Source organism: Chromohalobacter sp. 48-RD10 (genome assembly GCF_029889785.1).
GTDB lineage: Bacteria > Pseudomonadota > Gammaproteobacteria > Pseudomonadales > Halomonadaceae > Chromohalobacter.
The window spans coordinates 197,582-221,514 of record NZ_JARANX010000003.1; the positions used below are offsets into that span (position 1 = coordinate 197,582).

General features: G+C 60.3%; 15 protein-coding genes and 2 pseudogenes. 9 read left to right on the forward strand and 8 right to left on the reverse strand.

The genetic code is table 11. The features are described 5' to 3' along the window. Positions 1-16 precede the first annotated feature (16 nt). From OP496_RS05865 to argH, 6 genes and pseudogenes are all read right to left on the reverse strand, one after another. The gene (locus OP496_RS05865) at positions 17-913 is read right to left on the reverse strand and encodes a tyrosine recombinase XerC (protein WP_280562574.1); all 897 of its coding nucleotides are present in this window, start codon (positions 911-913) and stop codon (positions 17-19) included. Further along, a complete protein-coding gene (locus OP496_RS05870) occupies positions 897-1,616 on the reverse strand; it encodes a DUF484 family protein (protein WP_280562575.1) in 720 nt (239 codons plus the stop codon). The genes OP496_RS05865 and OP496_RS05870 overlap by 17 nt, the downstream gene beginning before the upstream one ends. A gap of 75 nt (positions 1,617-1,691) precedes the next feature. After that, positions 1,692-2,525 carry a diaminopimelate epimerase gene (dapF, locus tag OP496_RS05875; protein ID WP_280562576.1) on the reverse strand — a complete coding sequence of 278 codons (834 nt, stop codon included), beginning with the start codon at positions 2,523-2,525 and terminating at the stop codon, positions 1,692-1,694. After that, the gene (gene lysA, locus OP496_RS05880) at positions 2,525-3,781 is read right to left on the reverse strand and encodes a diaminopimelate decarboxylase (protein ID WP_280562577.1); all 1,257 of its coding nucleotides are present in this window, start codon (positions 3,779-3,781) and stop codon (positions 2,525-2,527) included. The genes dapF and lysA overlap by 1 nt, the downstream gene beginning before the upstream one ends. Before the next feature lie 119 nt (positions 3,782-3,900). Continuing rightward, positions 3,901-3,996: pseudogene (locus OP496_RS05885) on the reverse strand (lipoprotein); the annotation flags it as partial. Positions 3,997-4,010: 14 nt separating this feature from the next. Next, entirely contained in the window at positions 4,011-5,414 is a 1,404-nt protein-coding gene (argH, locus tag OP496_RS05890) for an argininosuccinate lyase (RefSeq protein WP_280562578.1), read from the reverse strand. Positions 5,415-5,596: 182 nt separating this feature from the next. Between argH and hemC the strand changes: the two genes are divergently transcribed. The 5 genes from hemC (at position 5,597) to OP496_RS05915 (ending at position 11,696) form a co-directional block, all read left to right on the forward strand. Further along, a complete protein-coding gene (hemC, locus tag OP496_RS05895; RefSeq protein ID WP_280562579.1) occupies positions 5,597-6,541 on the forward strand; it encodes a hydroxymethylbilane synthase in 945 nt (314 codons plus the stop codon). Then, a complete protein-coding gene (locus tag OP496_RS05900; protein ID WP_280562580.1) occupies positions 6,538-7,293 on the forward strand; it encodes a uroporphyrinogen-III synthase in 756 nt (251 codons plus the stop codon). The genes hemC and OP496_RS05900 overlap by 4 nt, the downstream gene beginning before the upstream one ends. A gap of 45 nt (positions 7,294-7,338) precedes the next feature. After that, on the forward strand, positions 7,339-8,910 hold the full coding sequence (locus OP496_RS05905) for a uroporphyrinogen-III C-methyltransferase (RefSeq protein WP_280562581.1): 1,572 nt from the start codon (positions 7,339-7,341) through the stop codon (positions 8,908-8,910). Next, the gene (locus tag OP496_RS05910; protein ID WP_280562582.1) at positions 8,907-10,136 is read left to right on the forward strand and encodes a heme biosynthesis HemY N-terminal domain-containing protein; all 1,230 of its coding nucleotides are present in this window, start codon (positions 8,907-8,909) and stop codon (positions 10,134-10,136) included. The genes OP496_RS05905 and OP496_RS05910 overlap by 4 nt, the downstream gene beginning before the upstream one ends. 198 nt (positions 10,137-10,334) lie before the next feature. Further along, a complete protein-coding gene (locus tag OP496_RS05915) occupies positions 10,335-11,696 on the forward strand; it encodes an NCS2 family permease (protein WP_280562583.1) in 1,362 nt (453 codons plus the stop codon). 85 nt (positions 11,697-11,781) lie between these two features. Here OP496_RS05915 and ybiO read toward each other — a convergent pair whose 3' ends face one another. Both ybiO and OP496_RS05925 read right to left on the reverse strand, forming a co-directional pair. Continuing rightward, positions 11,782-14,175, reverse strand: a complete 2,394-nt coding sequence (gene ybiO, locus OP496_RS05920) for a mechanosensitive channel protein (RefSeq protein ID WP_280562584.1) — start codon at positions 14,173-14,175, stop codon at positions 11,782-11,784. 687 nt (positions 14,176-14,862) lie between these two features. Next, entirely contained in the window at positions 14,863-16,020 is a 1,158-nt protein-coding gene (locus OP496_RS05925) for a cation diffusion facilitator family transporter (RefSeq protein ID WP_280562585.1), read from the reverse strand. 211 nt (positions 16,021-16,231) lie between these two features. On the opposite strand from OP496_RS05925, the pseudogene OP496_RS05930 reads away from it, so the two are divergent. The 4 genes and pseudogenes from OP496_RS05930 to OP496_RS05945 all read left to right on the forward strand — a co-directional run. Continuing rightward, positions 16,232-16,351: pseudogene (locus OP496_RS05930) on the forward strand (IS30 family transposase); the annotation flags it as partial. Between the two features lie 1,069 nt (positions 16,352-17,420). Next, on the forward strand, positions 17,421-17,882 hold the full coding sequence (locus OP496_RS05935) for a hypothetical protein (RefSeq protein WP_280562586.1): 462 nt from the start codon (positions 17,421-17,423) through the stop codon (positions 17,880-17,882). 12 nt (positions 17,883-17,894) lie between these two features. Continuing rightward, on the forward strand, positions 17,895-18,248 hold the full coding sequence (locus OP496_RS05940; protein ID WP_280562587.1) for a hypothetical protein: 354 nt from the start codon (positions 17,895-17,897) through the stop codon (positions 18,246-18,248). Positions 18,249-18,962: 714 nt separating this feature from the next. Then, the gene (locus OP496_RS05945; protein ID WP_280562588.1) at positions 18,963-23,861 is read left to right on the forward strand and encodes a type ISP restriction/modification enzyme; all 4,899 of its coding nucleotides are present in this window, start codon (positions 18,963-18,965) and stop codon (positions 23,859-23,861) included. The last annotated feature ends 72 nt before the right edge of the window (positions 23,862-23,933 follow it).

Genomic DNA, 23,933 nt, shown 5'->3' on the forward strand with positions numbered 1-23,933 from the left:
GTCAGAACCGTGAGTCTCAGTCCTCACCGGATGTGTCGTGACGCCGGGCGCGCGGGTGTGCCTGATCGTAGGCGTCGGTGAGATGCTGCCAGTCGAGGCGTGTATAGATCTGCGTGGTGGACAGGTTGGCATGCCCCAGCAAATCCTGCACGGCGCGCAGATCCTGGCTCGATTCGAGCAGGTGGCTGGCGAAGGAGTGACGCAGGCGATGCGGGTGCAGATGTTCGGGCAGGCCGCGCTCGCGGGCAAGATGCACGAGGCGCTTCTGTACCGCGCGATGCCCGAGTCGTGCGCCGCGTTGACCGACGAACAGCGCGCGTTCTTCTGCGTCGGCCAGTTGGCCACGGACCTTGAACCATGCCGCCAGCGCCGCCTGGGCACCACTGCCGAGGGGCATCTGGCGCGGTTTGCTGCCCTTGCCTACGACCCGCACACGCCGAGTCTCTAGGTCCGTGACGTCCAGCGCCGTCAACTCCGCCAGGCGCAGCCCGCAGGAATAGAACAATTCCAGCATGGCCTGATCGCGCACCGCGAGCGGGGTGTCGTCGTGCGGGGTATCCAGAAAGCGCGATAACTGATCGACATCCACCGGACGCGGCAGGTGCTGAGGCTGACGCGGGGTCTGGGTCAAGGCCACGGGGTTGTGGGCAAGTACGCCGCTGCGTACCAGATGATCGGCGAAACGCGATAGCGCGGCGCGGCGCCGGGCGAGGCTGCGCGGGGCCAGACCTCGGGTGCGCTCGGCGCCCAGGAAACGACGCACCAAGGCGGCATCCAGCGTGGACCAGTCGTCGATGTCATGCGCCTCGAGAAAATGCGCCAGCGCGGCCAAGTCGCGCCGATAGGCATCCAGCGTCGCGGGGCTGGAATGCCCCGCCAGGGCGCGCAGGAAATCTTCAATCGCGGCGTGCATGCGCGGTATCCAGTCGGCTCAGCAAGCGCCCGACGATTTCGCCGAGGTAATCGGTGAACAGGGTATCGAGCGTGGCACGAAAGTGCTCGCTCTCCTGGCTGGCAAGCAGCAGATAGCCGAGCGGTTTGCCCATGGTCAGGCGCGTCACGGCGCATGAACCGCTGCTCTCGGGTGGCTCGGAATGCGGGAGGAGCTTACGCCACGCGTCTCGCGAAAGCTGGGTGCAGCGGCTGTTGTGGCCATCGAGTAGCTCCTCTAGTGTCGCGCGCGCGGCATCATCGAGACGCAACTGGGGAGGCTGTACGGCGCTGCCATCGTGGGGCGAGTCTAGCCACAACGCGACCGCTTGGGTGCGAAATCGCTCACTGAGTTGGGTTGATAAGGCCTCGCCTAGCGCGTCGACGTTTTCCGCCTCGAGCAGCGCCAGGATCAGCGAGCGTGTGCGCTGGTACTGCGCCTCGTTGTAGCGCGCCGTCTCCAACAGATGCTCGAGGCGCCATTCGGCGGTCTCGGCGCGCTCGCGCAGGTCGTGCACGAGACGTTCGAGCAGCGAAATCGCGCCTTGAGTCTGGGGATGCGGCACCTTTAGCTGTTGGAGCAGTCCCTCTCGGCCGACGAAGAAGTCGGGATGACGGGCCAGCCAATGTGCGACACGCTCGGGGTCGAGCGTCGTGCGCGGCTCGGGCGCCTGGGCTTGGGACATGCGTATGTTCTCCTGTGTTTCCGTCTTGCGTGCCGTGTCGTTGTTTGAAGGTTCTCCGGGCACTCGGCAATGCTGCTAAGGCAGCGCGATACGCCCCTCGAAGACGCTGATGGCGGGGCCGATCATTACCATAGGGGCGTCCTCGGCGGGCCACTCCAAGGTGAGTGTGCCACCGGGTAGATGAACATCGACGGGACTCTCGAACAACCCACGCCGGATGCCGTTGGCCACCGCCGCGCAAGCGCCGGTGCCGCAGGCCAGCGTTTCGCCGCTGCCACGTTCGAAGACCCGCAGGCGCGCCTCGTGACGCGAGACGACCTGCAGGAAGCCCACATTGACGCGCCGGGGGAAGCGCACATGGCGTTCGATGAGCGGCCCCAGGTGTGCCACCGGCGCGGTATCGACATCGTCGACCACCAGGACGGCATGGGGGTTGCCCATCGAGACCACGCCGATCTCCCAACGTGCGTCGTCGACTTCCAAGGTATGCGTGGGCGCCTCGGTCGGAGCGTCGAAGGGCACGGCTTCGGGAGCGAAACGCGGCACGCCCATGTTCACGCGAACTCGCTCGTCTTCCTCGACGCGCAGGGTCAGGGGCCCGGCCTGGGTTTCGACGCGAATCTCGCGCTTGTGGGTCAGGCGCGCTTCGCGCACGAAACGCGCGAAACAGCGGGCGCCGTTACCGCAATTCTCCACCTCGTGGCCGTCGGCATTGAAGATGCGGTAGCGGAAATCCATCTCCGGGTCGCGCGGTGGTTCGACCAGCAGCAACTGATCGAAACCGATACCGAGATGCCGATCAGCCAGTTGCTGGATGCGCTCGGTGTCGAGCCGCGCGCGCTGGGTGACCAGGTCGACCACCATGAAGTCGTTGCCGAGCCCGTGCATCTTGGTGAAATGCAGCAGCATCAGGAGGTCTCCGCCAGGCAGTGCTCGCCGGCCCACAAGGCAGCGAGCGTCTCGCGTTCGCGCACGACTTGCGTACTATCGCCGTCGACCATGATCTCGGCGGGACGCGGCCGGCTATTGTAGTTGGAGGCCATCACGAAGCCGTAGGCCCCGGCCGAGCGCACTGCGAGCAGGTCGCCTGGCGCGATGGCCAGTTCGCGCGCCTTGCCGAGGAAGTCGCCGGTTTCACAGACTGGGCCGACCACGTCGTAGAGTGCCGTCTCGCGGGGTGTCCGGGTATCGACGGGGACGATGCGTTGCCATGCTTCATACAGCGCGGGGCGAATAAGGTCGTTCATGCCGGCGTCGACGATGGCGAAATGTTGAGTCTCGCCGGGCTTCAGGTATTCGACGCGGGTCACGAGCACGCCAGCGTTGGCGGCGATCGAGCGGCCCGGCTCGAAAAGCAGCGTCAAATCGCGGCCGTCGAGGCGCTCGAGCAGGGCCCGGGCGTAATCGTAGGGGGCGGGCGGCTGCTCGTCCTGATAAGGCACGCCAAGCCCGCCACCCAAGTCGAGATGCTCAACGGTAATGCCTGCCTCATGCAGGCGGTCGAGTAGCACCAGCAGGCGGTCCAGAGCGTCTAGGAAGGGCGCCAGTTCGGTGAGCTGCGAACCGATGTGACAATCCAGGCCGACGACCTCGAGATTCGGCAGTTCGGCGGCGCGCTGATAGACCACGAAGGCATCGTCGACGGCGATACCGAACTTGTTGGCCTTGAGGCCGGTGGAAATGTAGGGATGCGTCCGGGCGTCGACGTCGGGATTGACGCGCAATGAGACCCGTGCCACCTGGCCGCATTCGCCCGCCACCTGGTCCAGGCGTTCGAGTTCCGGCAGCGATTCCACGTTGAAGCACTTGATGCCGACTTCCAGTGCGCGAGCCATTTCGTCGGCCTGCTTGGCGACACCGGAAAACACCACTTTGGCGGGGTCGCCGCCGGCGGCCAGCACGCGTTCGAGTTCGCCTTGGGAAACGATGTCGAACCCCGCGCCGAGGCGCGCCAACAAATCGAGCACGGCAAGGTTGGCATTGGCCTTCACCGCGTAGCAGATCAGGTGCGGATGTTCGCCCAGCGCGTCACTGTAGGCCTTGAAGTGGCGCGTGAAGGTTGCCCGTGAATACACGTAATAGGGCGTGCCGAAACGCTCGGCGATATCGGCCAGAGGGACGTCTTCAGCATGGAGTTGGCCGTCGCGGTAGTTGAAATGATCCATCGTCAGTCTGCGTCGCTGTCGGATTGAGAAGAAGCGTCGCGCGCGGCGTCGTCTTGGCTCTGGTCAGTGTCATCTTGGCTCTGGTCGGCGTCGTCTTCATAAGCGTCCGCCGGATCGTACTGCTCGCTGGCCTGTTCGTCATCGGGCATGTAGAGCGGGCCCTTTTGGCCGCAACCGGCGAGCGTGAGCAGGGCGATGCCGAGAGCGGCTGTCATGGGAAGTAAGCGCATCATGCCTCCTGTTGCAGCGTGGCGAGCGCATCGCGAGCACGTTGGGCAGCCGCGCGGACCTGATCCGGTGCGGTGCCGCCGATGTGGTTGCGTGCCGCCACCGAGCCTTCCAGCGTCAGCACTTCGAAGACGTCGCCCTGAATGGCGTCAGAGAACTGGCGCAATTCGTCGAGAGACATCTCCGAAAGGTCCTTCTGCTCGCGCAGGCCCAGCGCCACGGCTTGGCCGACGATTTCATGGGCATCGCGGAAGGCCACGCCGGCACGCACCAGGTAGTCCGCCAGATCGGTGGCGGTGGAGAAGCCCTTGCGCGCGGCTTCGAACATATTGCCTGCCTTGGCCTCGATGGCCGGCACCATGTCGGCGAACGCCTTGAGACAGCCCTGCACGGTGTCGACGGTGTCGAAAAGCGGCTCCTTGTCTTCCTGGTTGTCCTTGTTGTAAGCCAGCGGCTGCGACTTCATCAGCGTTAAAAGCCCCATCAGATGGCCGTAGACGCGCCCGGTCTTGCCGCGTACCAGCTCGGGGACATCAGGGTTCTTCTTCTGTGGCATGATCGACGAACCGGTGCAGAAGCGGTCGGGCAGGTCGATGAAGTCGAACTGGGCGCTGGTCCACAGCACCAGTTCCTCGCTCATGCGTGATAGGTGCATCAGCAGGGTGCTGGCGAAGGCGCCGAACTCGATGGCGAAGTCGCGATCGCTGACCGCGTCGAGGCTATTCTCGGCGGGGCGCTCGAAGCCCAGCAAATCGGCGGTGACGTGACGGTCGATGGGGTAGGTGGTGCCGGCCAGCGCGGCGGCCCCCAGCGGCATCACGTTGACGCGCTTCCGGCAGTCCAGCAGGCGTTCGTGGTCGCGGGTGAGCATTTCCTGCCAGGCCAGCAGGTGGTGGCCGAAGGTCACCGGCTGGGCGGTCTGCAGGTGCGTGAAGCCGGGCATGACGGTGTCGGCCTCGCGCGTGGCCAGCTCGATTAGCCCCTCGCGCAGGCGGGCGATCTCGGCCGCGACGATATCGATCTCGTCACGCAGATAAAGCCGGATGTCGGTGGCGATCTGATCGTTGCGCGAGCGACCGGTATGCAGCTTCTTGCCGGTGATACCGATTTTCTCGGTCAGCCTGGCCTCGATGTTCATGTGGACGTCTTCGAGTTCCACCGACCAGGGAAACTGCTCGGCGTCGATTTCCCGCTCCACTTCGCCGAGGCCTTGCACGATGGCCTCGCGCTCATCACAGGTGAGCACGCCGACGCGTTCGAGCATGGTGGCATGGGCGATGGAGCCGCGAATGTCATGATGATAGAGGCGCCGGTCGAAGTCCACCGACGCCGTGAAGCGTGCGACGAAGGCGTCGGTGGGTTCGCTGAAGCGTCCGCCCCAGGATTGGTTAGTCGTATTGCTCATCGGGCGTGGCGTCCTGCTTGGTCGAGATGATGATACCCTGAGTGTACCAGAGTCGGCGCTGCTGGCGAGGCGGGACAGGGCTCGAGAACGCTGGGGGCGGGATTTTTCCTCGACCGGGGACTGCTTTATGATGTTAGTCATACTCGCCGCCAAATCGGTGTGCGCCTATTGAGGAGAGTCCAATGCCCGCCATGCAGACACTGCGCATCGCCACCCGACAGAGCCGCCTTGCGTTATGGCAAGCCGAGCACGTCAAGGCTCGTCTGATGGCGTTACATCCCGGACTCGAGGTGGAACTGGTCACCCTGACGACGCGCGGCGACAAGATCCTCGATTCGCCGCTGTCCAAGGTCGGCGGCAAGGGGCTATTCGTCAAGGAATTGGAGGAGGCGCTGCTGGACGGACGCGCCGATATCGCCGTGCACTCGATGAAGGATGTGCCGATGCACTTCCCCGAAGGGCTGGGGCTATCGGTGATTCTGGAGAGCGGCGCTCCCACGGATGCCTTCGTCTCCAACGATTACGCTACCCTGGATGCCTTGCCCGGGGGCGTGCGCGTAGGGACATCGAGCCTTCGCCGAGGCCTGCAGGTCAAGGAGGCGCGCCCCGATCTGGAAGTGCTCAACCTGCGTGGCAACGTGCAGACGCGTCTGGGTAAGCTGGACAGCGGTGAGTTCGAGGCCATCATTCTGGCCACCTCGGGGCTCGAGCGCCTCGAGCTTGGCCACCGCATCACGCAGGAGCTGCCGCCGGAAGTCAGCTTGCCGGCTTGCGGCCAGGGCGCGTTGGGCATCGAGTGTCGCTATGACGATGAAGCGCTGCTCGAGGTCCTGGCGCCCCTCGATCATTCGCAGACGGCGACTCGCGTGCGCGCCGAACGTGCCATGAACACGCGCCTGGATGGCGGCTGTCAGGTACCCATTGGTGGCTATGCCGTGCTCGAGGATGGCGACCGCACGTTATGGCTGCGGGCGTTGGTCGGGGATCCGGACGGTTCGCATGTGTTGCGCGCCGAGGGGCGTGGCTCGGCCGACGAGCCTGAAGCGCTGGGTGTGCGTATCGCCGAGTCGCTTCTCGAGCAGGGGGCCGGTGAGATTCTCGCGGATATTTACGGCCAAGGTGAATGAGCGCTGCGTCACGTATTCTGGTGACGCGCCCTGGTGAGGGTGGCGAACGGCTGGCCAAGGCCTTGTCGGAGGCGGGATTTTTGCCCGCCCATCCTGCGTTGATGCACTTGCAGCCGCTCGACGTTGATGAGGTCAAACGCACTCCCTTGCTGGATGTCGATCAGTACGACGTGGTGGTCGTGACCAGCCCTTTCGCGGCCGAGTGTCTGGTCGAGTGGCTTGATCGCTATTGGCCGCAATTGCCGCAGGGGCCGCGTTTCTATGCGCTGGGTATGGCGACGGCGGCGATGCTTTACCGTGGCCTGGGTGTCAAGGCGAGTTTGCCCGATCCCGGCCTGGGCACGACCAGCGAGGCGCTGTTGGCGATGCGCTCGCTGGCACGACTCGACGGCCAGCGAGCGCTGCTCGTCGGCGGAGTGGGGGGGCGCCAGGCGCTCTCCGAGACGCTTGAGGCGCGTGGCGCACGCGCCACTAAGCTGGCACTCTATCGGCGCGTTTATACCGCGCCGGACGCGACTGCTGCTGGCTGGCTCGCCATGGGCGATTTCACGGCCATGACCGTGACCAGTGGCGAATTGCTCGAGCATCTGGTTATCTGGTGCGGACAGGCGGCGTTGAACAAACCGCTAATCGTTTCCAGTCAGCGTTTGGCTACACTGGCAGACACGATGGGTTTCGCTTCGCTGCACGTGGCGCAGGGTGCGACACCCGAGGCCTTGGTGACCGCCGTACAGGAAGTAGGCGACACATGACGCGCCGACGTTGATCACGATGAGTTTGAAAAGGGCTAGCGACACATGAGCAAACGACAGGATCAGGATGACAAGAACACGCCTATCGATGCGTCGACGTCTGCCGACGAGACGCCTCAGTCGCCGACCTCCTCCGAGACTCACAAGGCCGATACCGACGCTGACGGCGAGGTAGCCGACGAGACGCGCGGTGCCTCGGACAAGGCGGCCGACGCCGCGTCGTCCAAGGCATCGACGACCGACGCCGCGGCGTCCTGGACTTCCTCCGACGCGACGCCAAAGGCAGAGGAAAAGTCGGACACTGCGTCGCGCCAGGCAAGCGAGACGACGTCCGGAGCCAGCGCTTCGGCGTCCACCGCCAAGCGTGGCGCCAAGTCTCAGCAGGGTACCAAGTCCCAGCAAAAAACGACGGACACTCCGGCCAAGAACACGGGCAAGACCCGGGCCGGCGGCACGCGTGCATCGTCGGCTGGTGGAGCATCGGCGGGTGCCGCCTCGCACGATAAGACGACGACGTCAGGTAAAGCCGGCGGTAACGGCACCTCGCCTCCCCCCGCGCAAGCGTCGCAAGGCGGCGGTGGCAACGGGCGTGGCCTGGCGATCGCGGCGCTGATCATCGCCGTGATCGTGGCCATCGTCTTGGCGCTGGGGCTGGGATATGGCTGGAAGCGTTTGCAGGCGCAGCAGGCCGAACTGGCCAGCGCTGGCGACGAGAACGCGCAGACCATCGACACGCTGCGTGAGCGTCTCGACCAGCGGCAACAAGCGTTCGAATCGCTTAAGGGCGATTTTCAGGACTATCGTCAAGACATCGACAAAAATCTCGACAAGGTCCTCTCCGAGCTGGCCGACGAGCAGGAGGCCGACCCGCGTGAATGGCTGCACGCCGAGGCCGAGTATCTGCTGCGCCTGGCCAATCAGCGCTTGCAGCTCGAGCGTGACGTCAAGGGCGCCAAGGCATTGCTCAAGGCCGCCGATGAGCGTTTGACCGATGCCGACAATCCCGCGTTGATTCCGGTACGCCGGGCGATTCAGTCCGAACTGGCGGCACTGGATTCGGTGCCCACGGTGGATCGCACCGGGCTTTACCTGGCATTGATGGCACAGCAGGAACAATTGGCGGATCTGCCGCTCAAGCAGGACGTGGAAGAGATGTCCGCGCAGAACGGCAACGATTCCTCGCTCGAGGGCGGTTGGCAACAGCAGCTCTCCCGCCTGGGCGGCGAGCTCAAGGATCTCGTCGTCATACGCCGCCACGATGAGGCGCTGGAGGCCTTGGTAACGCCCGAGCAGGAGTCCTACCTGCGTCAGAATGTGCGGCTCTTGCTTGAGCAGGCTCAATTGGCTTTGCTCAAGACCGAGCCCAAGCTCTACCAGGCCAGCCTCGACAAGGCGATCACGCTGATCGAGCGCTACTACGACACGCAACGCGATGCGGTGAACAACTCCCTCGAGCGTCTCGAGTCGTTGCGTGACAAGACCATCCGCCCCGAATTGCCGGATATCAGCGAGTCGCAGCAGACGCTCAAGGACTTCATCGAGAAGCGTTTCCAGAATGGCAACGGTGGCGGTGGTGGCGATCAACGTCAGAGCGGCGATGAAGGAGACAGTGCATGAGAAAGCTGATTCTGCTCATCGTCGTGGGGCTGGCCGTCGGCGCGCTATTCGGCCAGTTGATGCAGTCGATGCCCGGTTACTGGCTGGTACGCGTGGGTGATACCTCTATCCAGACCTCGTTCTGGCTGGGTCTGGTGATCTTGCTGGCGGTATTTCTGGCCCTGCATTTCCTGCTGCGCGTCCTCCACCGACTGCGGCGTCCGGTGAGCCGGCTAAAAGTCTGGAATAGCCGCACGCGTAATCGTAATGCCATGAAGCGTACCGTGAGAGGCCTGGTGGCGCTCGCCGAAGGCCGCTGGAAGCGTGCCGAGAAGGATCTGGTCAAGGCGGCGGACGATTCCAGTACACCGCTGGTCAATTATCTTTCCGCGGCACTGGCGGCGCATTATCAGGGGCGTTTCGAGCATGCCGATACGCTACTCAAGCGGGCTCATCATAGTACCGAGGGCGCCGATAACGCGGTGGGCATGGTGCAAGCGCAGCTGATGCTCGACCGCCAGCAGTTCGAGGAGGCGTTGGCGACGCTGACGCGCCTCGAAAAGCAGCTGCCCAGTCATCCGCAGGTGCTCAAGCTGCTGCGTCAGGCCTATCTCAGTGTCAACGACTGGGAAGGGTTGCGTCATTTGCTGCCCAAGCTTGATAAGCAGCAGCTGATCACCGATGAAGAACGCCGTGAACTGGAGCAGCGTGCCTATTACGAGTTGATCCTGCAGGCGGTCCAGCGCCAGCCCAATGCCGATGCCAACCGCGTGCGTAATCTGTGGGCCGACATGCCCGACTATCTGCGCAGCGATGTCGAGTTGGTGGTCCTGTATACCGAGGCGCTGGTCAAGGATGGCGAAGAAGCGATGGCCGAGCGCTTGCTGCGTCATTCCCTCAAGGAGCACTGGGACACGCGCTTGGTGCTGCGTTATGGCTTGCTCAACGTGGATGCCGGTCGCCAGTTGGCATATGCCGAGAAATGGCTTCAGGAGCGTCCCAACGATCCCGATTTACTGCTGAGCCTGGGGCGTTTATCGTTGCGCAACGCTTATTGGGGCAAAGCGCAGGAGTATTTTGAGGCCAGTCAGCGTCAGCGCCCTAGCGGGGTGGTATGCGCCGAGCTGGCGCGGCTTTATGCCAACTTGGGCGAACATCAGAAGAGCCAGCTCTTCTATCGCCAGAGCGTGGAGCTGCTCGATCGCTCGTTGCCGGCGTTACCGCAGCCTAGCGAACGAACGCGCTAGCCAACGTTTTTGCTCTCCTGGGCGCCTGCGGGCGCCCTTTTTTATCGTCCGTCATGAGGGGCGAGTCGCGGCCTGCAGGCGTCTTATCGGGGTGGTCTGTGGGCCGTTAGTGTTTCTACGTCCTTGTCCAATCGGTCAAGATATGGATAACGTTAGGACTTCCTTCATGACAACAATGACACACACAGGAACGACATCATGGCGCAGACTCCTCACCGACGTGCTACCACGTCATCGACGACGCAACAGGACGGCGCCCTGGAGCGTTATTTCGGCATCCGCCGCTATGGCTCGACCCTGCGCACCGAGCTGTTGGCTGGTTTGGCGACCTTCTTGGCGGCGATGTACATCATCGTGGTCAATCCCTCGGTCTTGAGCGATGCGGGTATCCCTTTCTCGGCGGGGCTCTCGGCGACTGTCTTGATCAGCTTCCTCAGCAGTCTGGCGATGGGGTTGTACGCGCGTAACCCCATACTCGTCGCGCCCGGCATGGGTATGAACGCGCTATTCGCCTATACCTTGGTGCAGGGGGCAGGCCTGCCTTGGCAAGTCGCGCTGGGCTGTGTGTTCTGGTCGGGCGTGCTGTTTGCGCTGCTGGCATTTTTCAATGTGCGCAAGGTGATCGTCGAAGCGATTCCCGATTCGCTGCGCTACGGCATCACCTGCGGCATTGGACTGTTCATTACCTTCATTGGCTTCAAGAATGCCGGTTTCGTCGTCGACAATAGCGCGACGCTAGTATCTCTGGGCGAATTGACGCCGGCGTTGATCACCTTTATCGCCGGCATGCTTCTGACCGCAACGCTAGTCACGCTGCGTGTCAACGGCGCGCTGGTACTAGGGATCATTATCACCACGCTGGTGGCGATACCTATGGGGCGCCTGTGGGGCGCGGATGCGATCGTGGTATGGAATGGTCTGGCGGCATGGCCGGATTTCAGTGTCATGTGGCAGGTAGACCTGTGGGGCGCGCTCAAGGTCGCTTACTGGCCGTTCATCTTCGTGATGCTGTTCACCAACTTTTTCGATGCGCTGTCATGCTTTCTGGCGCTCTCGGAAGCCGCCGATCTCAAGGACGAAGACGGACAACCGCGTAACCTCAAACGCTCGATGACCGTGGATGCCTTTGCCTCGATGATTGCCGCACCGTTGGGGACCAGTGCCGCCCAGACGTTCGTCGAGTCGGGAGTGGGCGTCGCCCAGGGCGGGCGCACGGGAATCGTCGGGGTCGTCTGTGGACTGTTGTTTCTCCCGTTTCTATTCCTATCGCCGTTGTTGTCGCTGGTGCCGGCGATTGCCACCGCGCCGGCATTGGTCATGGTCGGCGTTTTCATGCTAGCACCGGTGGGACGCATCGAGTGGCAGAAGATGGATCAGGCGTTCCCGGCGTTTTTGGCGATTATCGTCATGCCACTGACGTACTCGATCACGCTTGGCATCGCCTTCGCGTTCTTGAGCTTCGTGGCGATCAAGCTTTGTACGGGGCGTCTGGCTGAGATCAAACCCGCCATGTGGATGACGGCGGTACTCTGCGCGATCATGTTGGTGACGATGCAGTGAGGTAGCGTGGTTTGGGTGCTAGGTCTGAGACAAAAAAGGGCCGCCCCGGATGGGGCGGCCCTTTTGCGTCGAGGTTGAGGAAAGGTCAGCTACTCTCATCCGGATCGGGATCATTGTCACGGTCCGGCTGAGAATGCCGTTGGGAGGTCGCTTCGGACGTCTGCGCTGCCTCAGCTGTAATGTCTCGGGCCTTAGGCTGACCGGCAGGGCTGCCGTCGATATTGAAGGCCTGCTGCATGATGCGCAGGTTGGCGGGCGGTGCGTTGCCGTCCTTTTCCTGCCCGAAGTAAAGCGTGGTGTGCGGGAACGGAATCTCGATGCCGGCAGCGTCGAAGTACATCTTGACCAAGCGGTTGTAGGCACGGCCCACGGCCCACTGATCGCCCGGCGTGGTCTTGATGATCACGCGGATGTTGACAGAACTGTCGGCCAGCGCGATCACACCTGCCACGCTGAGCGGCTCAAGCAGCTTGTAGCCGTGCTCGCTTTCCTTGAGAGCCTCGAAGGCGGTCTGCAACTGCTCGATGGCATCGTCGATGTTCTCGCGATAGGCGATACCGTATTCGCCGACGTGGTTACCGAATTCGCGCATGTAGTTGGAGACGGTGTCCACCGAGGAGAACGGCACGATGTGGTAGGTGCCCGAGAGATCGCGAATACCCACCGAGCGAATGCTGACACGTTCCGCCGTCCCGGTGGTGCCGCCTACGGTGACGACATCGCCGGTGTTCATGGCGTTTTCCAACTGGATGAAGACCCCGGTGATGACATCCTGTACCAGCTTTTGCGAACCGAAGCCGATGGCTAGGCCGAGAACCCCGGCACCGGCGATCAGCGGGCCGATATTGATGCCGATTTCCGCCAATATGATCATCGCCGTCATGATGATCAAGGCGATCGCCAGGGCGTTGCGGAACAGGGAAAGCAGTGTCTTGGCGCGGGCCGAAGGCTCACCGGCACCGGCATCTGCATTCAAGCGGTGCTCGATCAGGCTAGCGAGGCCGATCCAGGCGGCGATGGCCACCAGCAGGATGATGATCACATTCAGCGTGGTGCCAACGGCATGTGCTCCGGCCTCGGAGGCATACCAGGCGGCCATGTCGAAGACCTGCCAGGCGCTGAGCACGCACATTGCCACGACGATCAAGATAATTGCACGGATTACCTTGAGGGCAGTCGGTACATAAGCGTTGATTCGTGTTTCCAACAGGGGCAGGCGACGCTGGATATCCCCGGAAAGGCGAATGCGGCGGCCGATCAACTGAGTGAAGACGCCCGATACCAGCATGCCGATGCCGATGATGATAACGGTCTTGAGGGTGGCCAGTAATACAAAAGGCAGTGCCGTCTGCGGATGCAGCACGGTGACGGCGAACACCACCAGTGCGTAGGCCAAGGCCAGGAGGTGCCAGGTGCGTCCCAACAGACGCAGCACGAAGCGCGTGGCGCTCATGTCGGCATTATCGGCGCGTTGCATCAGGACATCGCGTAGCGGTATGCGGTGTTTGAGGATCACCGTGGCGGCGTAGATCAGCGCCAGCAGCATGATCAGCGTGCCGAGTCCCTGGCCGAGTGCCGGTGACAGGTTGTAATTGATGATGGGCACGACCACCAGCATGCCATAACCGATGAAGCCGGCCAGGCGTGCGAGGAATCGATTGCAGTACGAAGCCTGTGGCGAGGCGATAGGCATCAAGCGCAGGCCATCATAATGCGATGAGAACAGCATGCGCAGCGCGGCCTTGAACAGCTCGATCATCAAGAAGGCGTTCAGCAACAGCGAGAAACGCGTCTCCATGCTGCCCGCCTCGCCGATAGCGAAGGTCGCTACTAGATTGCCGACGACATAGGCCAGTATGACGACGGCTACATCTACGATAGCGGCTAGCACGACTGCGACAAGAGTGCGCAGCAAGGCGCTTTTCTCGGTACGCTGCGATGACCATTGGCTAAGCTTGCGGAATAGCGGCGACGCGATACGTCGCAGGACGAACAACGCAACGAACGCCCCGATGACCACCAGCGCGAAGTTGAGCGTGGCAATCAGGAACGCGCCGGTATCGAAGCCCGGCCCGCTGGCGCTCGCGTTGCTACTGCTGAACAAGCCACCCACGGCCGCGGCCAGGCCCTTGAACTGAGCGCCGAGATCGCCTGCTATATGGCTGGTGGCATCGGCTAGGCGGCGAGGAAAGGAAACCTCTTCGGCCGTCTGACCGCTGGGCGCCTCCTCGGCGATTTCTGCGGGAGAGGATGCGCCTGCGACGCCCAGAGCGTCTTCCTGAGCCGCCTGGGTGCGTAGTTGGTCGATGATCGTCTGGCGTGTCTGCTCGTTTTCGAGCATGTCGGCCAGGCTCGAATAGGCAGGGGTGTCGCCGTTCGCGGGCGTTGTGTCCTGTTGAGCCAGGGCCGGCGCCATCACGAAAAGCAGACACAGCAACAACCAGCGGCTGAGCCACGTATCGAGGCGTAGAGTCGGCACGCGGTAACCTCCTTGTATGGAATGAACTGAGTGGCATGCAGCCACATCGTTTATGATGAGTTTGCCTGGCAATACTAACACTAGGTGGCTCATTGCCGAGCGTCGAGCGATGCATGCAGCGTTTTGACGGCTAGGCGTCACGAAGGCATATAATCCATCGCTGGCATGATGATAACGGCTTCGTATTTTTTTGTACCATACTTGTACGAATCTTTGCTGCTTAATGATTTAGCAATGCATGGTCAGTTGATGTTGTCTCATGCACGGCGGCGTTTCGAGTTGCATCGCATACCTCTTCTCGGCATGCTTGAAGTCATGCTGATGAACCAGGCAGAAAATTCTGACCCCTACGAAAACGCCAAGCAGTGAGTCGAGGAACATAAGAGCATGGTCCAGAAGTGGCCGCCAGAGTCGTAACGCTCCGCTTATGGCCAATATCATTCGGGCCTGACAACGAAAAAGGTAGCGGACGACGTACAGCAAGCCTGTCAGGATGATCAGGCGGTACACCGGCAAGAACTACAACAGACGCGGGAGCAGGCACAGCAGCGTGTGGAAGCCGCCGAGCAGACGGCCAGCATGAAAGGGCAGCTGGATGCCATGCAGGAACCAAGATAAGCCGCGCTCAGTAGATTATCTGCCTAACAGTGACAGAAATGGAGATATTGAAGCGTTTTTCACCTGTCATCAGGCGTATCGTGTATCTGCCAGGCGCCGCACTTCGACGTGGGAAAGCCAGTCAATGTTCTGGGCACAGCCCTCCAGGCGTCGGGCCACGGCGTTGCTATCAAAGGGCGACTGTTCATCCAGACAGACCACCACCGTGACAGCCCCCTCCAGGTAGTGCAGTTCCATCTCGCGAATCGCCGCCCAGACGTCCAGCTGCCGCCAACACGCCGTTAGGGCAGTCTCGACTTCGGGGCGCAGTGGCAGACCTGGGAAGCGGCTAGGCTCGTCTTCACCAGCGTCGTCCTCGGGATCGATATGGAAGGTGAGGTCGGTGAGAGCGGGAAAAGCGTTACGCAGGCGGCGGCTCACCTCGTTGCCGATCTCGTGGCCTTCGGAAACGCTGATCCGCGGCGACACCACCACGTGCAGGTCGAGCATGGTGTGACCGGCAGACTGGCGGGTACGCAACTCGTGGATGCCTTCGACGCCGGCCACGCTTATCGCCACCTGGCGCATCTTCTCCTGGGTGGCCACCGGCAGAGCGGTATCCACCAACTCACGGCCTGACTCCCACAGAAGATCCCAGCCCACCTTGCCGACCATCAGGCCGACGATCACTGCTGCAACGGTATCGATCCAGGTAGCGCCGAACTGGCTGCCAACCAAGGCGACTATCACCACGCTGGTAGAGAGTACGTCACTGCGGTGGTGCCAGGCGTTGGCCTCGAGCATCTTCGAGACGATGCGCCGTGCCACCCGGCGAGTCAGGTGGAAGAGCCACTCCTTGGATAGCAGCGCCAGAGCGGTCAACAGAATTGCCCAATAGCCGGGCGGCGGGATCTCGGCGGAAAAGATGAGGCGCTCGAGGCTCGACCAAGCGATACCACCGGCGACGAAGATCAGCATGCTGCCCAAGAACAGTGTGGCCAAGGTCTCGATACGACCGTGGCCGTAGTGGTGATCGTGATCAGGTCCCTGATGGCCATAGTGAGATGCGGCAAGCACAAAGCCGTCGGTCACCAAGTCAGAGAAAGAGTGGATGCCGTCGGCGACTAAGGCAGCGGAGCCGACGATCCAACCGACCAGGATCTTGGCCACTCCCAGCAGGGCGTTGACCGCCGCGGACAGGCAAGTAACGCGTCGAGTCGCCTGATGCTTCGCGAAATTGGTCTGCATGAACGTTCCCTGAGGCGTTTCATGGTGCAGGTCACCATGAGATGGCAGGAAATGGTACCGAAAAGGTACAGATTGGTACAAGGCAGCGACTTGGAAGACGTATCACCATTGATTGGTTGGCAGGTGTTGGGTTAGCGAGATCGGTCTCCATGGCACCACCATCGGCGCCGTGGTGAGTGGCAAGGAGATGCTGAACGCTCATAATGGCGTGGTGATGCCGGGCCATTGGGAGGGCGGTCTGATCAAGGGCATGAACAACGCCTCCGCCGTTGGCACTCTGGTCGAGCTCAGCACCGGCTACCTGATTCTGGCCAAAATGAATGGCGCATCGGGTTCGCTACATTGATCTGTTGCACTCAGGAACTGCATTCGCCTTTCCATTTCAGTGGTAGGAATGGTAAACGGGTGAGTGGTTATCAAAAACGACAAGCGCCTCGCTGTCACACGAGACCCCGGCAAGGCAAAAACAGGCCGTTTCAGGCCTATAAACAAGAAAAAAAGCACCCGTAGGTGCTTGATTTTTAACGGTGTTTGGTGGAGGCGGGGTCCATCAAAAAATTTGTATATGATACTGATAATAAAGTTTAAGCGTGTTTGGGTTTATTGCTTATGCCCCCAAATATGCCCCTTTTGAGGCCGTGCTGCCCTAATCTATCCGGTCAATTGTGGCCACGCGCCATGCGTTTACCCCTTCCAATCCGTCCACCGAGAGGTTGGGGGTGCTCACAGCCATGCTACGCGGGGTTTTTGCATTTTGCGTTGTATTTTGCATTTCGCCCGTGTGGGAATGCTCCGCTAGGATTGAACACTGCACAGCTTCGGCATATGACCCCGCCTCAGAGAAAAGGCAGTTCCAATGGATCATCAGAGCCATGAGCAGCATCCTGAGTCGCATAGGCCTGAAGAAGACAGCCAATACCTGCCGATTCCAGCCTTCGTGACGCGCGAGACGCACGAACCTCCCTGGCCCACGAAGTTCTCGGACACTACGGATTCAACGCCTTCACGCCTGATCAAAAACGGGAGATCCTGGATTCGATACTTGAGGTGGAGGGTGATGTATCGTCCCCTCTAGACGGTGCCTGGGCAGACGTCTGGGAGCAATCTCGCAGGTTTCAGACGAAGGAAGGCCCCGAATGACCCCAATCCTTAAGGCTCCAATTGCCGGTGGAGGAGCCAGCCGAGGCCTTACAGCTCAAGCTTGGTACGACTCATAGAGGTTCAATTCCCCGGGAGTGGTTCACCAAGCCCGGCAGGCTCAGGATAGCAAGACTGGCCCTGGCTAGAAATACAAAGGCACCCGCGCCCCGGTCGAGCTGCTGCGCAGCCAGAGGCCAAGAGGCTGTAGTTGGAATGGGCTGAGAATAAGCGGTGACTTTCAGCATGACAGCCTATTCGCTATGCTGGCCGAAAATCATAAGGCAGGGGTCAGCATGGGTAAGAGGGGTTCGTTTCCAGCGGTAGCGATGGCAGCTTCCATTTTGCTTTCAGGGTGCGCGACATCGGCCATGTCGCCGAGGGACGCATCATCGATTCCGGACGACAGGCTCTATGCTTTTCAGCAGCAGACAGGTGACAAAGGAGTAGTGACTGTCACGCGGGATTCGGGAATCAGAGGCTCAATGTGTAGTGTCGATATCCTCATCGATGGCACCAAAGCGGGCACTTTCTCGGCAGAAGAGACTGCCCGGTTCTATGTGGAGCCTGGCGAGCACATCATTGGGGCAACGCTGCCTGGAGGAATCTGCTCTGGAGGGGTCAAGGAGGTTTCTGCTGAGGTAGGTGCCGATGAAAGGAAATACTTCCGCATCTCTTTCAGCGTAAGCAGCGAGCTGATCCTGCAAGCCACCGCAACCAAGTGAGGCGTTATATTGATGATGAGAAGCTGGTTATTGGCGCTTGCAGTGGCGTTGGCAGGGTATGGCGTAGCAATAGCAGGCAGCGGGCCGACGCCTAAGCAGTTTGGTTTCGCGCTACAGGCTTCCGGCTCGTGCAGCGCTCTACAAATGCGCGTTGATACAGAAAACAAGGTTAATTCGGGTCGTTCCCTTCCTATTCGTGACGGCGACGGCTATCAAGATGGTCTGTTCTACGTAATGGATCATCCAGATACAGCATGTCAGGAGGCATGGGAGAGGTTTGGCTGTTCCGGATCGGAAGTAAAAGGGCTCCTGCAACACTCGTCAAAAATGGGGGCCAGTCGAAGACTTTGCGAATATCAAGGTTAAACCTTGCCTCACGAACCATAAGCCCCGCTTCGGCAGGGCTTTTTTTTGCTTTCAGAACGTCCTCTTAATACACCAGCGGTGAAATAGCAGCCAACGGCAGCGCCATCGTCGGACGATTCGAACACTCCAGGGGTCAGGAGTGACTATGACCGGGCGCGGGGGCGGTATGGAGAAGCGGGCACAGCCAGTCTTGAGGTTATAGCGCCTCTCGGTCTCGATGTATCGCCTCGGCATGCAGTTGTCCTCTGGTTAAGCCATTTTCTACCAGCCTGCACGCTCAAGGCTGAGGCCTGCGAGGGCCAAGTATCTAAACCTGGTATCCGTTGCGTTTTCCCGTTTCATTGCATTATCAGTTGCTGAGGAAGCGAGAGCCGCTTGATGCTTGCGAGCGAACGCATGCCTTGTAAACTGAATACTGCTTCCGTGCTGGTGAACCACGACCGGGGAATTGAACCCCGGACCGTCGTACCAGCCGGGAGCGCCCCACAGCCGCGAAATGGCTTCCCCGTCCGGCGATTCGAGCCGAGATGACTGGAACCTCTCGGGGTCGTCCTCCCCCTCCCCCTATAAGACCAGTGTCCAACTTATCCTTCCATATTGGGTTTGGTCCTCTCAGTCCGTCATCTTCATCTATAACCCTTTTCGCTACTGCTGATATAGCCGGGCTTTGGTAGGCTTGCCCCATTCATTTTCTCGACTGCCAAGAGTATCGCCATGAGTGCCGACCTTCATGACCTGCTGGACCGCTATCGCCAGCATGCCCGTACCCCGCGTGAACTCGGAACCTACTTCGAGGAGCTGGTGCAGGCCTGGATAGAGCACGATGACGTGCAGCGTCAGCAGTATGACCAGGTATGGAGCTATGCCGATTGGGTTGAACATGTCGGCAGTGAGGCGTCGGCTCAGGACACAGGCATTGACTTGGTGGCGCGCATCCGGGGCACCGAGGACCACTACAGCGCTATCCAGTGTAAGTTCTACAGTCGCTCCCACCGGCTGCAACGCGGCGATATCGATTCCTTCATCAGCGCCTCGGGCCGCTCGCCTTTCGTTGAGCGTTTGATCATCGACACCACCGATGTGGCTCCTAGCTACAATGTCACGGCCTTGCTCAGTGATGCCGATCAGTACATACCCACCCGGCGCATTGGCCTGCGCGATCTCCAGGAAAGCCGTATCGACTGGTCGCTGTTCGCCCAGTCCGGGAAGGTGGCACTGCGCTCGCGCAAGACCCTGCGCCCTGACCAGCAGGAAGCACTAGAAGAAGTCGAAAAGGGACTGGCCGCGGCGGATCGTGGCAAGTTGATCATGGCCTGCGGCACTGGCAAGACCTTCACCAGCCTGCGTATTGCCGAGAAACTGGCGGGCCAGGGCAAGCGGGTGCTGTTCATGGTGCCTTCACTGGCGTTGATGTCCCAAACGGTGACGGAATGGAGCCAGGATGCTGAAGTCGAGCTGCGCTCCTTTGCCGTTTGCTCGGATAGTCATGTCGGCAAGCGTAAGTCGGACGATGTGGCCGACCTCCAGCAACATGACCTGACCTTTCCGGCAACCACCCGTGCCGATGCGCTGGCGCGAGAAGCCTTGTCGGACGCGCCGGAGGCCATGACCGTGGTGTTTGCCACTTATCAGTCCATCCAAGCGGTCAGTGACGCCCAAGGCCACGGGTTGCCCGAGTTCGACCTGATCATTTGCGATGAGGCTCACCGCACGACCGGCGTGACGCTAGCGAAGGAAGATGAATCTAACTTCGTGCGAATTCACAACAACGCCCATGTGGCAGGTCGCAAGCGCCTCTACATGACGGCCACGCCGCGCATCTTCGGTGAGCAGGCACGCAGCAAGGCCGACGAGCATGGTGCCGCGCTGTGCGACATGGACGATGAATCCCTGTTCGGCAAGATGCTGTTCCATCGTGGCTTCGCCTGGGCAGTTGAAAACAACCTGCTGACCGATTATCGCGTCATCGTACTGGCCATGGATGAAAACCTAGTCAGTGGAGGCGTGCAGAAACTGCTATCGGAGGATAACGAACTTCGCCTGGATGATGCCTCGCGAATCGTTGGCTGCTACAAGGCGCTGATGAAAGAAGGCGCGGGACTGCGCGACGAAAATCCCATGCGCCGCGCTTTGGCCTTCTGTCGAGACATCAAGTCGTCCCAATTGATGGCTGCTCAGTTCACGCCAGTTATTCAGGAATATCATCAGCACAGCTTTGGTGACGAGCCCCTGCCGCTCAACTGCGAAGTGCGCCACGTTGACGGCACCTACGATGCGCGCTCACGGAATCAACTGCTGGATTGGCTCAAGGGTGACAGCGAAAGTGACGAGTGCCGCATTCTCAGTAATGCCCGCTGCCTTTCCGAGGGGGTAGATGTCCCCGCTCTCGATGCCATCATGTTCCTGCATCCCCGCCGTTCCACCATCGACGTGGTGCAATCCGTGGGGCGTGTCATGCGTCGGGCACCCGACAAGCAAATGGGCTATGTCATCCTGCCCATCGGCGTACCTAATGGCGTGACACCGGAAGAGGCGCTGAATGACAACGAGCGCTACAAGGTGGTTTGGCAGATTCTCAACGCGTTGCGGGCACATGATGAACGTATGGACGCCACCATCAATCGCGCTGGCCTGGGCGAGAACGTTTCCGACAGCCTTGAGATCATTGGCGTCAACCAGGAACTGGATGCCATCACCCAAGTCAGCGATAGTTTACCCACTCGGTCCAGCGGCACATCGGAACGCACCGATATTGGCGGGCATGGTGGTACTGACCCACAGCCTGATAATGACGAAACGGGCCAGATCCATGAGCAGTTTGGCATCAATTTCAATGAAGAGGTCAGCAAGGCCATCATTGCCCGCATCGTCAAGAAATGCGGCACACGCGACTACTGGGAAGACTGGGCCGGCGATATTGCCGACATTGCGCGACGCCATATTACCCGCATTGAGACCACACTGGCCGATGACCACGGCAAGGCTCGCCAGGCATTCGATGAGTTTCTGAACGAGCTACGGGACGACCTGAACGAAGCGATCAGCGAAACCGAAGCGGTGGAAATGCTGGCCCAGCACCTCATCACTCGCCCGGTATTTGATGCCTTGTTTGAGGGCCACGAGTTCACACGCAGCAACCCGGTCTCGCAGGGCATTCAGAAGGTGTTGGACGCCTTGGACGAGCACAACCTGGCCAAGGAGTCCGACTCCCTGGCCAAGTTCTATGAAAGCGTCCGGCGCCGCGCCCAAGGCGTGCAATCGTCAGAAGGCAAGCAACGCCTGATCAGCGAGCTATACGACAAGTTCTTCCGGGGAGCTTTCCCGCGCCTGACCGAACGCCTGGGGATCGTCTACACGCCGCCCGCCGTCGTGGACTTTATGATCCACTCGGTCAATGACGTGCTCCAGCAGGAATTCGGCCAGACACTCGGCAATCAGGGCGTGCACATCATCGACCCCTTCACTGGCACGGGTACCTTCATCACTCGGCTGCTGCAATCAGGGCTGATACGCTCCAATGAACTGGCGCACAAGTACCGTCATGAAATTCATGCCAATGAAATCGTCCTGTTGGCTTATTACATCGCCGCCATCAATATCGAGGCGGTATACCACGAGCTGAATGAGGGCGAATACGAGCCCTTCGAAGGCATCTGCCTGACCGATACCTTCCAGATGTATGAAAGTGACGACCAGATTGCAGGGCTTCTGGAAGACAACTCGGAGCGCCGCAAGCGCCAGAAGGCGCTGGATATCCGCGTCATCATGGGCAACCCGCCTTATTCTTCCGGCCAAGACAGCGCCAACGACAATAACGCGAACCTCGGCTATCCCCGGCTTGATGGCTCTATTCGCGAATCCTACGCAGCCCGCTCCAACGCTACGCTGAAAAATTCGCTCTATGACAGCTATATCCGCGCCATTCGCTGGGGCAGCGACCGATTGGGCAAGGATGGCGGTGTGATGGCCTATGTCACCAATGCGGGCTGGCTGGACGGCAACGCCATGGATGGCCTGCGCCAGTGCCTGGCCGAAGAGTTTAGCAGCCTCTATGTCTTCCATCTGCGGGGTAATGCAAGAACCCAAGGTGAGCAGCGCCAGAAGGAGCGTGGCAACGTCTTTGGAGAAGGCAGTCGTGCCCCGATTGCTATCACGCTATTCGTCAAGAATCCTCAATCCAGTGATAGAGGTAAGATCCATTTCCACGATATCGGCGACTATCTGAGCCGTGAGGATAAGCTGAACACCATCGCCAACCTCCGCAGCATCAGGGGCATCGAAGATGCGTATGGCTGGACCATGGTCGAGTCGAACGAGTATGGCGACTGGCTGAACCAGCGGGATGACAGCTTCAATGACTTCATCCTGATGGGGGATAAGAAGAACAAGGACGAAACACAGCTCTTCAGAAATTACTCTCGTGGCGTCATGACAGGGCGCGATGCCTGGTGCTACAACGCCTCCCCGGCCAAGGTCGAAGACAACATGCGAGGCATGATTGACTTCTATAACAGCGAAGTCGATCGCTACGCGGTAGCCGGTGGGAAAAACGCTGGCCTCAAGGTCAACGACTTTATCGACACCGACCCCACCCAGATCAGTTGGGATCGTGTGCAACGCCATGGCGTCGAGCGTGGCAAGAAAGGTGAATTTCACCAGGCAGGGATTATGCCGTCCGTGTACCGGCCATTTTCCAAGCAATGGATGTACATGGATATCTTCTTTAACAACTGCATCTACCAAATGCCAAAGCTCTTCCCGACTCCGGAGACCAATAATAGGGTGATTTTCGTCACCGGAATTGGTGGCAAGGATTTCTCTGTTCTCGCTATTTCTTCAGCACTGGACATCCAAGCAGTTTTCAATGGACAAGCCTTTCCCTTGAAGGTCTTCGAGGCGTCAACATCACAAGGTAGTGATGACCTCTTCAGCCATGGCGATGATTCACCTGATGGCTATACGGCCCAGGATGGCATCACCGATGAGGGGCTGGCGCATTTTCAGAGTGCCTATCCGGGGCAGGCCATCAGTAAGGAAGATGTCTTCTATTACATCTATGGCTTGCTGCATTCGCCGGAGTACCGTGAGCGCTACCAGAACAACCTTTCTGTCCAGTTGCCACGCATCCCACGTGTCAGCACCTATGATGCCTTCCGCCACTTCTCCGATGCCGGGCGTAAACTGGCTGATCTGCATGTCGATTTCGAAGCGGTGACGCCCCATGAGCTGGATATCGAGGTTTCTGGTGGCCGCGGCCTCGACGAGCTGACGTCTCACGAGCTGCGCGTCGATAAGCCATGGAAGTTCGGTAAGAAGGGCAAAGAAAAGGACAAGACGGTCGTCAAATACAACGACCTGATCACCCTGAAAGGCGTGCCCCTGGAAGCCTATGATTACGTCGTCAACGGCAAACCAGCGCTGGAATGGGTGATGGAGCGGCAACGCGTCAAGGAAGACAAGAAAAGCGGCATCGTCAACGACGCCAATGATTACGCCGTCGAAACCATGGGCGACCCTGCCTACCCGCTCAAGCTGTTCCAGCGCATCGTCACCGTCAGCCTGGAAACCATGCGGATCGTGCAAGAGCTTCCGCCGTTGGGTACCCAGGAATAAGTTGTTCCGTCAGCATCGTAAATGGGGCCATAGCGGCCCCATTGAATGCTCCCTGTTGCATCCGGGCTCTTC

What these genes read in the sequence shown, in the direction of transcription:
- OP496_RS05915 (WP_280562583.1), top strand. Translation starts at nt 10,335, where the DNA reads ATGGCGCAGACTCCTCACCGACGTGCTACCACGTCATCGACGACGCAA.
- OP496_RS05900 (WP_280562580.1), top strand. Translation starts at nt 6,538, where the DNA reads ATGAGCGCTGCGTCACGTATTCTGGTGACGCGCCCTGGTGAGGGTGGC.
- OP496_RS05905 (WP_280562581.1), top strand. Translation starts at nt 7,339, where the DNA reads ATGAGCAAACGACAGGATCAGGATGACAAGAACACGCCTATCGATGCG.
- lysA (WP_280562577.1), bottom strand. Translation starts at nt 3,781, where the DNA reads ATGGATCATTTCAACTACCGCGACGGCCAACTCCATGCTGAAGACGTC.
- OP496_RS05945 (WP_280562588.1), top strand. Translation starts at nt 18,963, where the DNA reads ATGAGTGCCGACCTTCATGACCTGCTGGACCGCTATCGCCAGCATGCC.
- dapF (WP_280562576.1), bottom strand. Translation starts at nt 2,525, where the DNA reads ATGCTGCTGCATTTCACCAAGATGCACGGGCTCGGCAACGACTTCATG.
- OP496_RS05865 (WP_280562574.1), bottom strand. Translation starts at nt 913, where the DNA reads ATGCACGCCGCGATTGAAGATTTCCTGCGCGCCCTGGCGGGGCATTCC.
- OP496_RS05940 (WP_280562587.1), top strand. Translation starts at nt 17,895, where the DNA reads ATGATGAGAAGCTGGTTATTGGCGCTTGCAGTGGCGTTGGCAGGGTAT.
- hemC (WP_280562579.1), top strand. Translation starts at nt 5,597, where the DNA reads ATGCCCGCCATGCAGACACTGCGCATCGCCACCCGACAGAGCCGCCTT.
- OP496_RS05910 (WP_280562582.1), top strand. Translation starts at nt 8,907, where the DNA reads ATGAGAAAGCTGATTCTGCTCATCGTCGTGGGGCTGGCCGTCGGCGCG.
- OP496_RS05870 (WP_280562575.1), bottom strand. Translation starts at nt 1,616, where the DNA reads ATGTCCCAAGCCCAGGCGCCCGAGCCGCGCACGACGCTCGACCCCGAG.
- OP496_RS05935 (WP_280562586.1), top strand. Translation starts at nt 17,421, where the DNA reads ATGCTGGCCGAAAATCATAAGGCAGGGGTCAGCATGGGTAAGAGGGGT.
- argH (WP_280562578.1), bottom strand. Translation starts at nt 5,414, where the DNA reads ATGAGCAATACGACTAACCAATCCTGGGGCGGACGCTTCAGCGAACCC.
- OP496_RS05925 (WP_280562585.1), bottom strand. Translation starts at nt 16,020, where the DNA reads ATGCAGACCAATTTCGCGAAGCATCAGGCGACTCGACGCGTTACTTGC.